The following is a 13,310-nucleotide window of genomic DNA, read 5'->3' on the forward strand; positions in this document are numbered from 1 at the left end:
GCCCATGCCCCCTGGCCGTGGATCCTCGGGTCAAGCCCGAGGAGGACGGCGGGAGGGGAAGATGTCCGGCAGGCCAGAGGGGGGCGCCTAGAACCAGCGTTTCCATTTCAACGTCAGCCGCTTTAAAGGTTGAACACCATTTTCCCCGCGACCATAGCCTGCAAAACGCGCCCTTGGAAGCGTGCGCCCTCGAAACAGCTGTTCTTGGAGCGTGAAAGCAGGTCTTTTTCCTGCACAATCCACGGCTCATCGAGATCGACAACGGCCAGATCCGCCGGCGCGCCGGGCTTCAGCGTTCCCGCATCGAGGCCGAATATCCGCGCCGGAGCGGTGGAGAGCACCTCGATGATTCGAATGAGCGGCAGGCTGCCGTCATGATAGAGCCGCAGCGCCGCCGCCAGCAGCGTTTCAAGCCCGATGGCCCCCGCCGCCGCGTCGGCGAAGGGCAGGCGCTTCGTGTCCACGTCCTGCGGATTATGCGCGGAAGCGACGAGATCGATCACGCCCGCGCGCACCGCCTCCACCATGGCCAGCCGGTCTTCTTCCGTCCGCAAGGGCGGCGAAAGCCGGTAGAAGGTGCGGAATTCGCCGACATCATTCTCGTTGAGCGAGAGATGGTTGATGGAAATGCCCGCCGTCACCGTCAGGCCCTGATCCTTGGCGCGCAGCACCGCCTCCGCCGACATGGCCGTGGAAATCTGCGCGGCGTGGTATTTGCTGCGTGTCAGCGCGGCCAGCCGCAAATCGCGCTCGAGCGGGATGACTTCCGCCTCGCGCGGAATGCCGGGCAGCCCAAGCCAACTGGCGAACAGCCCCTCATTCATCACGCCGTTGGAGAGGTAAGGGTCGTGGGTCTCGTGAGCCACAACCATGCCGAAGTCGCGCGCGTAGGTCATGGCGCGGCGCATCAGCAGCGTATTGGCGATGCTTTTGCGGCCCTCGGTGATCGCGACCGCGCCCGCCTGCCTGAGAAGGCCGAACTCGGTCATCTCTTCGCCGTGAAGGCCCTTGGTGATCGCCGCAGCCGGATGGACATTGACGATGGCCGTATCGCGGGCGGTGCGCTTGACGAATTCGACCAGCGCGACCGAATCGATCACCGGATCGGTGTCCGGCATCATGATGATCGACGTGACGCCGCCCGCCGCCGCCGCCCGGCTCGCCGAGGCGATGGTTTCGCGGTGTTCCGCGCCCGGTTCGCCGATGAAGACGCGCGCATCCACCAGACCGGGGATAATCGTCTTGCCGGTGGCGTCGATCCGTTCCGCCCCTTCAGGCGCGCCCTGGCCGCGTGCATCCGCTCCTGCGGCGAGGATGACGCCATCCTTGACGATGACGGTGCCGATCTCATCGAGCCCGCGCGAGGGATCGACGATGCGGGCATTTTCGAAAACGGTCGCGTTCATGCCCGGCTCCCCGTCTCATCATCGTTGCGGCGCGGGTCGAGCAACGCCTCCATGACAGCCATGCGGACGGCCACGCCCATCTCGACCTGCCGCTGGATCACGCTTTGCGGGCCGTCGGCAATGTCGGACGCGATCTCGACCCCGCGATTCATCGGGCCGGGATGCATGACGAGCGCATCGGGCTTCGCATGTTTCAATTTCTCGCTGTCGAGGCCGTAATAATGGAAATATTCGCGCACCGAAGGCACGAAGGAACCGGCCATGCGCTCGCGCTGGAGCCGCAACATCATGACGACGTCGGCGTCCTTCAACCCGTCTTCCATGGAGTTGAACACCTCGACGCCCATCTGCGCGATGCCCGAGGGGAGCAGGGTGGAAGGCGCCACGACGCGCAGGCGCGCGCCCAAAGCATGGAGCGCCAGGATATTGGACCTAGCCACGCGCGAGTGCAGCACGTCGCCGCAGATGGCGATGGTAAGCCCCGCGATGCGGCCCTTGGCGCGGCGGATGGTGAGCGCATCGAGCAGCGCCTGCGTCGGATGTTCGTGCGCGCCGTCGCCGGCATTGACCACCGAGCAGCCGACCTTCTGCGCCAGCAGCGCCGCCGCGCCCGCCGAGGCATGGCGGATGACGAGGATGTCCGGTCGCATGGCGTTGAGCGTCATCGCCGTGTCGATGAGCGTTTCGCCCTTCTTCACCGAGGAATTGCCCACGGACATATTCATAACATCCGCGCCCAGCCGCTTTCCGGCCAGCTCGAAGGACGATTGCGTCCGCGTCGACGATTCGAAGAAGAGATTGATCTGGGTCCGCCCGCGAAGCACGGCCTTTTTCTTCTCCGGCTGGCGGGAAATCGCCACGGCCTCGTCGGCCCGGTCGAGAAGGCAGGTAATATCCTGCGGCGAAAGGCCCTTGATGCCAAGCAGGTGGCGGTGAGGGTAGAGGGGAAGAGCTGGGTTCGATATCATGTTAAAACACCCCTATAGAGCGGTTCTCGCCGCGATGGAATAGGAAGAACCGCTCCATAGCTTTTTTCCGCCGCATTTATGCTCCGCAGCGGTTCCAGCCGCCGGAAGGACCGATGCGAACAGCTCGCAAGCAATGTATATAGGTGAATGAAAAATTTAGGGTATCTCGCTACGAGATCATATATTCTTTGCCTGCCGGCCCCGTTTTGGACAGGGGGCCGCCAAATTGATAATGGGAACTGCCGTTGAAAACGCACGAGGTCACCAACCAGACGCCGCCGATGACCGGCACCAACGCCTATCTTGGCGACCCGTTGCTCATGCACATCACGTCCAGCTTCCCGAAGGCGCTGCATAGCGATCTGGAGCAGTCGGGCCGCTTCGTCCTGTCGGCGGAGGCGCAGGACTTGGCGCGGCTCGCCAATACCGAACTGCCCAAGCTGAAGACCCATGACCGGCAGGGCAGGCGTCTCGATCAGGTCGATTACCACCCCGCCTACCACGCGCTGATGCGCCGTTCGATCGCACAAGGGCTTCATTCTTCCATATGGGAAGACGGGCAGGGCGAGGCGAGCCGCCGCCATCAGGTGCGCGCGGCGCGATTCTATCTGACAGCGCAGCTTGAAACCGGCCATCTCTGCCCCGTCACCATGACCAACGCCTCGCTCGCCGCCATCATGGCTAGCCCGAACCTCTACAAGGAATGGGCGCCGCTCATCCTTACCCGCAAATATGACCCAAGCCAGCGCGTCCCCGCCAAGAAGACCGGGCTGACGCTCGGCATGGGCATGACCGAGAAGCAGGGCGGCACGGATGTGCGCGCCAATACCACCAAGGCCGACCGGGCAGGCAACGGCTTCTACCGCATCACCGGACATAAATGGTTCCTCTCTGCGCCGATGTCGGATGCCTTTTTGGTGCTGGGGCAGGCGGCGGAAGGGCTCTCCTGCTTCCTCGTGCCGCGCATGCTGCCCGACGGCACCAGCAACGGGCTTCGCTTCCAGCGCTTGAAAGACAAGCTCGGCAATCGCTCCAATGCGTCCTCAGAAGTGGAATTCGAGGAAACGCTGGGCCAGATGGTCGGCAAGCCGGGCGACGGCGTCAAGACGATCATCGACATGGTGACGCTGACACGGCTCGACTGCGCCATCGCTTCCGCCGGGCTGATGCGGGCGGGGCTGGCGGAAGCCGTGCACCACGCGCGCCATCGCCACGTCTTCGGCACGCCGCTCATCGATCAGCCCCTGATGCAGCGGGTGCTGGCCGATATGGCGCTCGACGTGGCGGGTGCGACCGCCCTGTCGCTCCGTCTCGCCCGCGCCTTCGACATGGCGGCTATCGACCGCACCGAGGCGGCCTTCGCCCGCGTCATGACGCCGGTGGTCAAATATTGGGTAGCGAAGATCGCCCCGGCGCTGCTCTATGAGGCAATGGAGTCCCTGGGCGGCAATGGCTATATCGAGGAGGGTAATCTCGCCCGCTATTACCGGGAAGCGCCTGTTAACGCCATCTGGGAGGGCTCGGGCAATGTCATGGCGCTCGACGTGCGCCGCGTGCTGCTGCGCGCACCGAAGCTGTTTGACGACGTGCTCGCCTGGATCGCCCGGCAACTGGGCCGCAGCGGGCAGGGCACCAGCGATGTCCTGCGCGCCGCCATGAGCGTGACGACCTCGGACGAAGGCGCCACTCGCCTGCTGACGGAGCAGCTCGCGCTCGCCGCCGCCGGAGCCGAACTACGCCATCTCGGAATGGAGGAAATCGCCGACGCCTTCGTGGAAACCCGCCTGGCCGGGCAATGGCGCACCACCTACGGCATGCTTGACGCCCGCCACAACGCCAAGGCTATCCTCGATGGGCTTTATCCGACGGTGTAGGCGGCTTGACGCCTTAGCCCAGCAAGCCGGTCCAGCGCTCCCTGCAGAATAAAGGCGGCGGCGGCGGAGTCGATCCGTTCGGCGCGTTTCTTGCGCGAGACGTCCATGCCGATCAGCGCCCGCTCCGCCGCGACCGTGGAGAGGCGTTCATCCCAATAGACGAAGGGCAGTTCCGTCAGCCTCTCCATGTTGCGGACGAAGGCGCGGGTGGACTGGACGCGCGGGCCCTCGCTGCCGTCCATGTTGACGGGGAGCCCGATGATGACGGCGCCGGCGTTTTCGGCTTTCAGCGCCGCCAGCAGCGCCTCCGCGTCGATGGTGAATTTCACCCGCCGGATTACGGGCCGCGGATTGGAAAAGGAAAGGCCCCGGTCGGAAACGGCAAGGCCGATGGTCTTCGTGCCGAGATCCAGTCCGGCAACGGTCTGGCCCGGCTCGAGGGCCTTTTCAACAGATTCGATAGCCAGAACCGTCACGATCCCACCTTTCCGTTTTGTAATCGTCACACCCTTGGAGCATTTTGCCGACATACTTATCTTATTGAAATCTCTAACCCAAGGGAGAAACCCCATGAAAATCAAATGGCTTGGCCACTCGGCATTCCGTGTCGAAGTCCCCGGCGCCACGATCCTGATCGATCCTTTCATCACCGGCAATCCGGGCGCGAAGGGCATCGATCTCAAGGAGGAGGCCAGGGGCGTGACGCATATCGCGCTGACCCATGGCCATGGCGACCATATCGGCGATACCGTCGATCTCGCCAAGGAAACGGACGCGACCGTCATCGCCAATGCCGATCTCGCCAGTTGGCTGGCGCGTCAGGGCGTCGAGAAGGTCGATCCCGGCAATACCGGCGGCACGATCTCGCATAACGGCTTTTCGCTGACCTTCGTCAACGCGCTTCATTCCTCCGCCTTCATTACCGAGGACGGTGTGTCGCATTCGCTCGGCAATGCAAACGGACTCGTGTTCCATTTCGAAAACGAGCCGACGCTCTACCACATGGGCGACACCGATATTTTCTCCGACATGAAGCTTATCAACGAGCTTCATCGCCCGCAGATCGGCCTGGTCCCCATCGGCGACCGCTTCACGATGGGCGGCGCCGTGGCCGCGCTCGCCTGCCAGCGTTATTTCGACTTTTCCACCGTCCTGCCCTGCCATTACGGCTCCTTCCCGATCATCGACGCGACAGCGGATAAATTCGTCACCGCCATGGAAGGGGTGAGCACGAAGGTGGAAGTGCCGAAGGCAGGCGATACGCTGTCGTTTTGAGCTATCTTTGATAGAATGCGCCAAGCGCCCTCGTGGTTCGAGGCTCGTTCCCCCTTCGACAAGCTCAGGGTGCACGAGCACCTCACCATGAGGGCTACGGGAGCGCCGGCGCCCCTTCACCCTCATGGTGAGGTGCGAATGGAGCGCAGCGGAATTCGCCTCGAACCACGAGGGTGAAGGGCTCAGGGAGACTTCTATGGTCCAACAAAATATCGTTCTTACCGAATGGGAAAAGACAGAGCTCCGCGAACTGCGTAAACGGTTGATGATGGGATTCGAGCAGGCGCGGCGCGGCGAATTGGCCGAAGGCAGCGGCGAGGATGCGTTTCGCCGCGCATTTGCGGCGGGTCGTGAACCCAAACAGCCATAAGCATTATTGCGCTTGGAGCGCCTGCCCGATATAGCCGGGAGCGAGAAATATCTTGGCTAGCAGGTGGTATCAGGGATGTCAGTCGATCTTTCAACGGTGAAGCGCGTGGCGCATCTGGCGCGTATCGCCGTCAGCGACGAGGACGCAGAGCGCATGACCGGCGAGCTCAATGCCATATTGGGCTTTGTCGAGCAGCTTGACGAGGTGGATGTGAGCGGTGTCGAGCCGATGACATCGGTCACGCCCATGGCCTTGCGCGCCCGCGAGGATATCGTCACGGATGGCAGCAAGGCTGATGATATCGTCGCCAATGCCCCCGTCACGGAAGAGAACTTCTTCCTCGTGCCGAAGGTGGTGGAGTAGGCAGCCATGACCGGCGCGACGACGATTGCCATCGCGATAGAAACGCCGCTGCAGGACGATGTGCGCATGCTCATCGAACAGCTCAACGCGCATCTCCTGCCGCTTTCTCCCGAAGAGTTCCAGTTCAAGATGACCGTGGAGCAAATGGCGGGACCCGATACGACAGTGTTCGTCGCCCGGGACGATAGCGGCCGGGCCATCGGCTGCGGCGCGCTCAAGGTCCATGGAGACGCGATCGGTGAGGTCAAGCGCATGTACACGCTGCCGGAAGTGCGCGGTCTCCGGGTCGGTTCGGCACTGCTCGACGCGATTACGCGGCTTGCGCAGGAGAAGGGCATTTCGCATCTCGTGCTTGAAACGGGAAACGGTCCCGGCTTCGAGGGCGCCTGGCGGCTTTACGAGCGCTCCGGCTTCACGCGTTGCGGCGTCGTGCTCGATTATCCGGACTCCGAATATAGTGCATTTTTCGAAAAGCGCCTTGTCTCGCAGGCGCAGTGACAGGATTTGACGATGACCGATCTGACCGCACTCACCATTGCCGAGGCGCGTGACAAGCTGAAGGCGAAAGAGTTCACCGCAACGGAACTGACCGAGGCCTATCTCGGGGCTATCGAGGCGGCGAATGACAAGATCAACGCCTATGTCGCGGTGACGCCGGAGAAGGCGCGTGAGATGGCGAAAGCCTCCGACATGCGGCTGGCAAAGGGCGAGGCGGGGCCGCTCGAAGGCATTCCGCTCGGCATCAAGGACCTCTTCGCCACCGAAGACGTGCATACGCAGGCATGCTCGCACATTCTCGACGGTTTCAAGCCGCGCTACGAATCGACCGTCACCGCCAATCTCTGGGCCGATGGCGCTATCATGCTGGGCAAGCTCAATATGGACGAGTTCGCCATGGGCTCCTCCAACGAGACGTCCTATTACGGCCCGGTCAAAAACCCTTGGCGAGCAAAGGGCTCAAATGCGGATCTCGTGCCGGGCGGCTCGTCCGGCGGCTCGGCCGTTGCGGTCGCCGCGTGGCTATGCGCCGGCGCGACGGCCACGGACACGGGCGGCTCGATTCGCCAGCCCGCGGCGTTCACCGGCACGGTCGGCATCAAGCCCACCTATGGCCGCGTCTCGCGCTGGGGCACGGTCGCCTTCGCCTCGTCGCTCGACCAGGCCGGGCCGATCGCCCGCGACGTGCGCGACAGCGCCATTCTTCTGAAATCCATGGCCTCGGCCGATCTGAAGGACACCACTTCGGTGGATCTGCCCGTGCCGGATTACGAGGCGGCCATCGGCCGGTCGGTCAAGGGCATGAAGATCGGCATACCGCGCGAATACCGCGTAGACGGCATGCCGGAAGAGATCGAGAAGCTCTGGCAGCAGGGCATCGCCTGGCTGAAGGAAGCCGGTGCGGAGATCGTCGATATCTCGCTGCCGCACACCAAATATGCGCTCCCGGCCTATTACATCGTCGCGCCCGCCGAGGCGTCGTCCAACCTCGCGCGCTATGACGGCGTGCGTTACGGTTTGCGCGTGCCGGGCAAGGACATCACCGACATGTATGAGCAGACCCGCGCCGCCGGTTTCGGCCGCGAGGTCAAGCGCCGCATCATGATCGGCACCTATGTGCTCTCCGCCGGCTATTACGACGCCTATTACCTGAAGGCGCAGAAAGTGCGCACGCTGATCAAGAAGGATTTCGAGGACGTGTTCCATGCCGGCGTCGACGCGATTCTGACGCCTGCCACGCCTTCCGCCGCCTTCGGCCTTGCCGACGAGGCCCTCGCGGCGGACCCGGTGAAGATGTATCTCAACGATATCTTCACCGTCACCGTCAACATGGCCGGCCTGCCGGGCATCGCGGTTCCGGCGGGACTGAGCGCGCAAGGCCTGCCGCTCGGGCTGCAACTGATTGGCCGGCCTTTCGACGAGGAAACGCTGTTCCAGGCGGCGCATGTCATCGAGCAGGCGGCGGGCCGCTTCACCGCGCCGCGCTGGTGGTAAGACGTTATGGAAATCCGGCGGGCGGTTGCCGGCGATAGGGCCGCAATCGCCGCCGTCGGACGCCGCGCCTGGGTTTCTTCCTTCACACAGTTCGAGCCAGAAGCCAGCGAGCCGGGCGTCTGCGCGCGGGTGGAAAAGGTGTTTCGCGCCTTTGCCGATGAATTCTATCCGCGCATCCTGATCGCCGAAACGGCGGGCATCGTGCTGGGCTGGGGCGCGCGGGATCTGGATGCCGATTATATCTCGGACCTATGGATCGACCCTTCCTTTCACCGGCGCGGCATCGGTCTCGCTCTGATGGACGCGATGCTGGCCGAGATCGTGCTCGCCGGCTACACGAGGGCGTGCATCGATACGCACGCCCGCAATCTCCCCGCCATCCGTCTTTATGAGCGCTGCGGCTTCGAGGTCGTCTGGCGCGGGCAGGGCTGGTCCGACAGCCTTGGCAGGAACATCGAAAAGGTGCGGATGGAGATGGTTCTGGGTGCGGAGCGAGACAAATATTGATCCTGAATAAGGATTGTTTCGCGCTGTCTTTGTTCTATTCTACTTATGGTCCCGGCCGCATGGTCTTCCGGCAATTATGCGGAACCCGCGCCGGGGCAAGCAGAAGGGGAAGAGAACATGTGGATTGAACTGACAGACGTCAACGGCGAGCGCTTCGCGGTCAATTTCGACCATGTCGTGTCCTACAACGCCTATGGCCACGGCGCACATCTGGTGACCACCACGCCGGATTTGACCTTCTTCGTGAAGGAAAACATCGACACCTTGCAAAGGGCGATCGGAATCAAGCCGGCGCGGGTCACCCAAGCGGTGAAATGAGGGGGTAGTGAATGGCGAAAATGTGAATAGTGAATGGAATTTGCACCCCATTCACTATTCTACTATTCACCATTCACCCGCGTTTACCAGCTTCCCGTATTCGGCATGGATGCCCAGGGCTCCTGCGGGGCGAGGCGCTCGCCTTTCTGGAGCAGCTCGATGGAAATGCCGTCCGGCGAGCGGACGAAGGCCATGTGCCCGTCGCGCGGCGGGCGGTTGATCGTCACGCCTTTGTCCATCAGCCGCTGGCAGGTGGCGTAGATGTCGTCGACTTCATAGGCGAGGTGGCCGAAATTGCGCCCGCCGGTATATTCTTCCGGATCCCAATTATAGGTCAGCTCCAGTTCCGGCGCCCGCTCGGCGACGGAGCGCTCCTTATCCTGGGGCGCAGCGAGGAAGATCAGCGTGAAACGGCCCTTCTCGTTTTCGACGCGGCGGATTTCCTCGAGACCGAACTTGTTGACGTAGAAATCCAGCGATTCCTGGATATCGCGGATTCGGACCATGGTGTGCAGATAGCGCATGTCGGCTCCTCTTGTCTGTGGGTGGTCTTTTTGATTAGGGCGGGGGTGGCTGAATCGCAACCCGTTACAGCTTGGTATATCGCATTCGCGCCTGTCGCGGATGAAACAATGGGAAGAATAAAGTCTGTGGTATCCGGTTAATAATCGGAAGTAGGGCCTTGCTCCGCCGCGCCGGTGAAGTGTTATTCTCAAGTTGAGAATCAATGTAAATTTCACCAAGATTGAAAGGAGGGGACTGGCGCTATGGCGGACAAATCCATGTCGAAGGACCAGTTCCTTGGCAGCGTATCTTCCGAGGAGATCGTTGATCTTCTTGAGGTGTCGGGCTCGATCAAATGGTTCGACGTCGCCAAGGGCTACGGCTTCATTGTGCCCGACCGGCCCGGTCTTTCCGATATCCTGCTGCACGTCACGTCGCTGCGCCGGGACGGCTTCCAGACGGCGCTCGAGGGCGCGCGCGTGGTCTGCGAGGTCAAGTATGGCGATCGCGGGCTGCAATGCTTCCGCGTTGTCTCGATGGACAATTCCACCGCAGTCCATCCGGCGCAACTGCCGCCGCAGCGAACCCATGTGACCGTGGTGCCGTCGAGCGGGCTTGAGCGCGTCATCGTCAAATGGTTCAACCGCACCAAAGGCTTCGGCTTCCTGACGCGCGGCGAGGGTACGGAAGACATTTTCATCCACATGGAAACGCTGCGCCGCTTCGGCCTGACCGAATTGCGCCCCGGCCAGGTGGTGCTTATCCGCTACGGCACGGGCGAAAAGGGCCTGATGGCGGCCGAAGTGCATCCGGATATCGGCACGCAGTTTCCCGTGTCGCATTAACGTATTTGCTGGACAGACATTGGCCGGGCAGCCCTCCCCTTTGTCTGCCGGACATCTCCCCCTCAAGGGGGGAGATTCGCCTTCATAGACGCTTTGCACCGATCTCAAACGTCGCAGGATAAGGCCAGCTAGCCGTGTCAGCCAATCTCCCCCCTTGAGGGGGAGATGCCCGGCAGGGTAGAGGGGGTGTCTCGCGGCGCCATCAAAATGGAATGGTGCCGAAGGGTGGTCTATCGAAAGATTGCACAGCCGTCATTGACGCGCGCCGGGCGATGGGCGAAAGCTGCGCACATCCCAACCGTCCAACGGACCAGTCCCATGCAGCGCCTCGCCGCGATCCTCCTTCTGTTTCTCTTCGTTCTCCCCGCACATGCCCAACGGATCGAGCCGATGCGGCTGGCGGTCGATGCTCATCCGCTGGTTTTCGAGACAGCGAAGGGCAAGAAATCCCTCGAGGTGGAAATCGCCGACACCGATCCCGAGCGGATGCGCGGGCTGATGTACCGGACCGATCTTCCGGAAAACCGCGCCATGCTGTTCGTCTTCAATGAGACGCAGCCGGTGATGATGTGGATGAAGAACACGCCGTTGCCGCTCGACATGGTGTTCCTTACCAAGGACGGCTCCGTCGCCACGATTCGCGAGAACACCGAGCCGTTCTCCGAGGCGATCATCTCCTCAATCGTGCCGGTTGCCTTTGTCGTCGAATTGCGCGCCGGCACCGCCAAGCGGCTCGGGCTTGCCATTGGCGAGCATGTGCGCCATCCCGCCATTTGCGGACAGTGCGGCGAGTAGAAAGGATTGCCATGACTTCCCCTGATATCTTCGCTTTCGAGCATGATGGACGACGTCTTGCGTTTCGCGAGGCGGGCGAGGGCGAGCCCATCCTGTTGATCCATGGCTTCGCCTCATCTGCTCATGTCAATTGGGTCGGACCGGGCTGGTTCCAGACGCTGACGGAAGCGGGATACCGGGTTATCGCCATCGACAATCGCGGCCATGGCGAATCGGACAAGAGCCACGAGCCCTCCGACTACACGCCAAGCCTGATGGCCGGGGATGCGGCGGCGCTGCTCGATCATCTTGGCATCGGGACCGCGCATGTCATGGGCTATTCCATGGGCGCGCGCATCGCGGCCTTCATGGCGCTGGAGCATCCTTCCCGAGTCCACGATGTGATTTTCGGCGGCCTCGGCATCGGCATGGTCACCGGAGCGGGCAATTGGGAGCCGATCCACGAGGCGCTTCTGGCCGACGATCCCGCGACGATCACCCATCCGCGCGGGCTGATGTTCCGCAAATTCGCCGACCAGACGAAGAGCGACCGCATTGCGCTTGCCGCCTGCGTGCTGACTTCGAAAGTGGAGCTAAGTGCGGAGGCCGTCGGACGCATCGCCCAGCCTGCGCTGGTGGCGGTGGGCACCAAGGACGATATCGGCGGCAATCCGCATGAACTGGCGGTTCTGCTGCCTAACGGCCAGGCGCTGGACATACCGGACCGGGACCATATGCTTGCCGTGGGCGACCGGGTATTCAAGCGTGCGGTTCTGGAATTTTTGCAGGAAAACCCCATTTGAGGCCCTATGCTGACCGTTAAAGGCTGCGTTCAGCCGAATTGATGTGTCAAGCAAAGCAATTTGCTCTATCTTGTGGCGGATGGGTAAGACAATCTGCCAGGATTGGGAGTTTTGAGAATGCACCATACCGCCAAGCTGGTGAAATCCATCGAACAGGTGGATCCGATCTGGGCTTCCATCCGCGCCGAGGCTGAGGAAGCCGCGCTGCGCGATCCGCTCCTGACCGCTTTTCTCCAGTCTACGGTGCTGAACCAGCAGAGCCTTGAGGAGGCGGTGAGCCATCGCATCGCCGAAAGGCTGGGCCATGCGGACCTCGACGCCGGTATCCTGCGCCAGACCTTTGCCGAGATGGAACGCGCGCTCCCCGAATGGTCGGGCATCCTGCGCGTCGACATCCAGGCCTTCTATGACCGTGATCCCGCCTGCCATCGCTTCGTTGATCCGGTGCTCTATCTCAAGGGCTTCCATGCCATCCAGACGCACCGGCTCGCCCATTGGCTCTGGAAGGAAGGGCGCAAGGACTTCGCCTATTACCTGCAAAGCCGCTCCTCTTCGGTGTTCCAGACCGATATTCACCCGGCGGCTCGGCTCGGCACCGGCATTTTCCTCGACCACGCCACCGGGCTCGTTGTCGGCGAGACGGCGGTCATCGAGGACAATGTTTCCATCCTGCATGGCGTGACGCTCGGCGGCACCGGCAAGGCCGGCGGCGACCGTCATCCGAAGATCAGGGAGGGCGTGCTGCTTGGGGCAGGGGCCAAGATTCTCGGCAATATCGAAGTCGGGCCGTGCTCCAAGGTGGCCGCGGGCTCGGTGGTGGTCAAGCCCGTGCCAAGCAATGTGACGGTGGCGGGCGTTCCCGCGCGCATCCTAGGCGAAAGCGGCTGCGCGGAACCCGCCCGCGCGATGGACCAGCTGATCGATTGAGCGATTGATTTTTAGCCGCATGATCTTGTCCAAAAAGTCTGCAACTTTTTGGGATCATGCTCAAATCCGGTGACAATCGCCATCCGGGCTTTACAGGGCGGGACGCCGCATGTCACAACCCGCCTCCAACAAGAAATCAGGAGAATCCGTTTGAAACCCGAAGAACTGCGAAAACTCGACGCCTATTTCAAACGTGTCTTCAAGAATCCCGGACTGGAAGTGAAGGCTCGCCCGAGGAAGAACGATTCCTGTGAGCTTTATCTTGACGATGAATTCCTTGGCCTCATCTACAAGGATGAGGAGGATGGCGAGCTTTCCTATAATTTCTCGATGGCTATTCTTGACGTCGATCTCTAGGGCGGGGGCATGATCTTGCCGGTCATC

General features: G+C 62.1%; 17 protein-coding genes. 13 read left to right on the forward strand and 4 right to left on the reverse strand.

Going from position 1 to position 13,310, the window contains the following annotated elements; translation table 11 throughout:
• Nucleotides 1–122: 122 nt before the first annotated feature.
• The gene (locus tag IEX53_RS03955; RefSeq protein ID WP_188821641.1) at nt 123–1,406 is read right to left on the reverse strand and encodes a dihydroorotase; all 1,284 of its coding nucleotides are present in this window, start codon (nt 1,404–1,406) and stop codon (nt 123–125) included.
• Nucleotides 1,403–2,374, reverse strand: a complete 972-nt coding sequence (locus tag IEX53_RS03960) for an aspartate carbamoyltransferase catalytic subunit (protein WP_188821642.1) — start codon at nt 2,372–2,374, stop codon at nt 1,403–1,405. Before IEX53_RS03960 ends, IEX53_RS03955 begins: the two co-directional genes overlap by 4 nt.
• Nucleotides 2,375–2,619: 245 nt before the next feature.
• Here IEX53_RS03960 and IEX53_RS03965 point away from each other — a divergent pair, with 245 nt between their 5' ends.
• The gene (locus IEX53_RS03965; RefSeq protein WP_188821644.1) at nt 2,620–4,248 is read left to right on the forward strand and encodes an acyl-CoA dehydrogenase family protein; all 1,629 of its coding nucleotides are present in this window, start codon (nt 2,620–2,622) and stop codon (nt 4,246–4,248) included.
• Here the strand turns inward: IEX53_RS03965 and ruvX are convergent.
• Entirely contained in the window at nt 4,233–4,724 is a 492-nt protein-coding gene (gene ruvX / locus IEX53_RS03970) for a Holliday junction resolvase RuvX (RefSeq protein ID WP_236016016.1), read from the reverse strand. The genes IEX53_RS03965 and ruvX overlap by 16 nt on opposite strands.
• A gap of 94 nt (nt 4,725–4,818) precedes the next feature.
• On the opposite strand from ruvX, the gene IEX53_RS03975 reads away from it, so the two are divergent.
• The 7 genes from IEX53_RS03975 (at nt 4,819) to IEX53_RS04005 (ending at nt 9,073) form a co-directional block, all read left to right on the forward strand.
• Nucleotides 4,819–5,523, forward strand: a complete 705-nt coding sequence (locus tag IEX53_RS03975; RefSeq protein WP_188821648.1) for a metal-dependent hydrolase — start codon at nt 4,819–4,821, stop codon at nt 5,521–5,523.
• Between the two features lie 196 nt (nt 5,524–5,719).
• Complete coding sequence (locus IEX53_RS03980; protein ID WP_188821650.1) at nt 5,720–5,893, forward strand: hypothetical protein; 174 nt, start codon at nt 5,720–5,722, stop codon at nt 5,891–5,893.
• Nucleotides 5,894–5,968: 75 nt separating this feature from the next.
• Nucleotides 5,969–6,256 carry an Asp-tRNA(Asn)/Glu-tRNA(Gln) amidotransferase subunit GatC gene (gatC, locus tag IEX53_RS03985; RefSeq protein WP_188821652.1) on the forward strand — a complete coding sequence of 96 codons (288 nt, stop codon included), beginning with the start codon at nt 5,969–5,971 and terminating at the stop codon, nt 6,254–6,256.
• Between the two features lie 6 nt (nt 6,257–6,262).
• Nucleotides 6,263–6,754 carry a GNAT family N-acetyltransferase gene (locus IEX53_RS03990; protein ID WP_188821655.1) on the forward strand — a complete coding sequence of 164 codons (492 nt, stop codon included), beginning with the start codon at nt 6,263–6,265 and terminating at the stop codon, nt 6,752–6,754.
• A 12-nt stretch (nt 6,755–6,766) separates the two neighbouring features.
• A complete protein-coding gene (gatA, locus tag IEX53_RS03995; RefSeq protein ID WP_188821657.1) occupies nt 6,767–8,248 on the forward strand; it encodes an Asp-tRNA(Asn)/Glu-tRNA(Gln) amidotransferase subunit GatA in 1,482 nt (493 codons plus the stop codon).
• Nucleotides 8,249–8,254: 6 nt separating this feature from the next.
• Nucleotides 8,255–8,755 carry a GNAT family N-acetyltransferase gene (locus tag IEX53_RS04000; RefSeq protein ID WP_188821659.1) on the forward strand — a complete coding sequence of 167 codons (501 nt, stop codon included), beginning with the start codon at nt 8,255–8,257 and terminating at the stop codon, nt 8,753–8,755.
• A 117-nt stretch (nt 8,756–8,872) separates the two neighbouring features.
• Nucleotides 8,873–9,073, forward strand: coding sequence for a hypothetical protein (locus IEX53_RS04005; protein ID WP_188821661.1), 201 nt, complete (start codon nt 8,873–8,875; stop codon nt 9,071–9,073).
• An 83-nt stretch (nt 9,074–9,156) separates the two neighbouring features.
• Here IEX53_RS04005 and IEX53_RS04010 read toward each other — a convergent pair whose 3' ends face one another.
• On the reverse strand, nt 9,157–9,597 hold the full coding sequence (locus IEX53_RS04010) for a VOC family protein (protein ID WP_188821663.1): 441 nt from the start codon (nt 9,595–9,597) through the stop codon (nt 9,157–9,159).
• 243 nt (nt 9,598–9,840) lie between these two features.
• Here IEX53_RS04010 and IEX53_RS04015 point away from each other — a divergent pair, with 243 nt between their 5' ends.
• The 5 genes from IEX53_RS04015 (at nt 9,841) to IEX53_RS04035 (ending at nt 13,283) form a co-directional block, all read left to right on the forward strand.
• The gene (locus IEX53_RS04015; protein WP_188821664.1) at nt 9,841–10,422 is read left to right on the forward strand and encodes a cold-shock protein; all 582 of its coding nucleotides are present in this window, start codon (nt 9,841–9,843) and stop codon (nt 10,420–10,422) included.
• 318 nt (nt 10,423–10,740) lie between these two features.
• Nucleotides 10,741–11,217, forward strand: coding sequence for a DUF192 domain-containing protein (locus IEX53_RS04020; RefSeq protein ID WP_188821666.1), 477 nt, complete (start codon nt 10,741–10,743; stop codon nt 11,215–11,217).
• Nucleotides 11,218–11,228: 11 nt separating this feature from the next.
• Nucleotides 11,229–11,999 (forward strand): alpha/beta fold hydrolase, encoded by a 771-nt coding sequence (locus IEX53_RS04025; protein ID WP_188821668.1) that lies wholly within the window; start codon nt 11,229–11,231, stop codon nt 11,997–11,999.
• Between the two features lie 117 nt (nt 12,000–12,116).
• Nucleotides 12,117–12,926 (forward strand): serine O-acetyltransferase, encoded by an 810-nt coding sequence (gene cysE, locus IEX53_RS04030; protein WP_373288549.1) that lies wholly within the window; start codon nt 12,117–12,119, stop codon nt 12,924–12,926.
• Between the two features lie 150 nt (nt 12,927–13,076).
• Complete coding sequence (locus IEX53_RS04035; protein WP_188821671.1) at nt 13,077–13,283, forward strand: DUF3126 family protein; 207 nt, start codon at nt 13,077–13,079, stop codon at nt 13,281–13,283.
• Nucleotides 13,284–13,310 lie beyond the last annotated feature (27 nt).

It is taken from the genome of Paramesorhizobium endophyticum, from assembly GCF_014640615.1.
Classification (GTDB): Bacteria; Pseudomonadota; Alphaproteobacteria; order Rhizobiales; family Rhizobiaceae; genus Paramesorhizobium; species Paramesorhizobium endophyticum.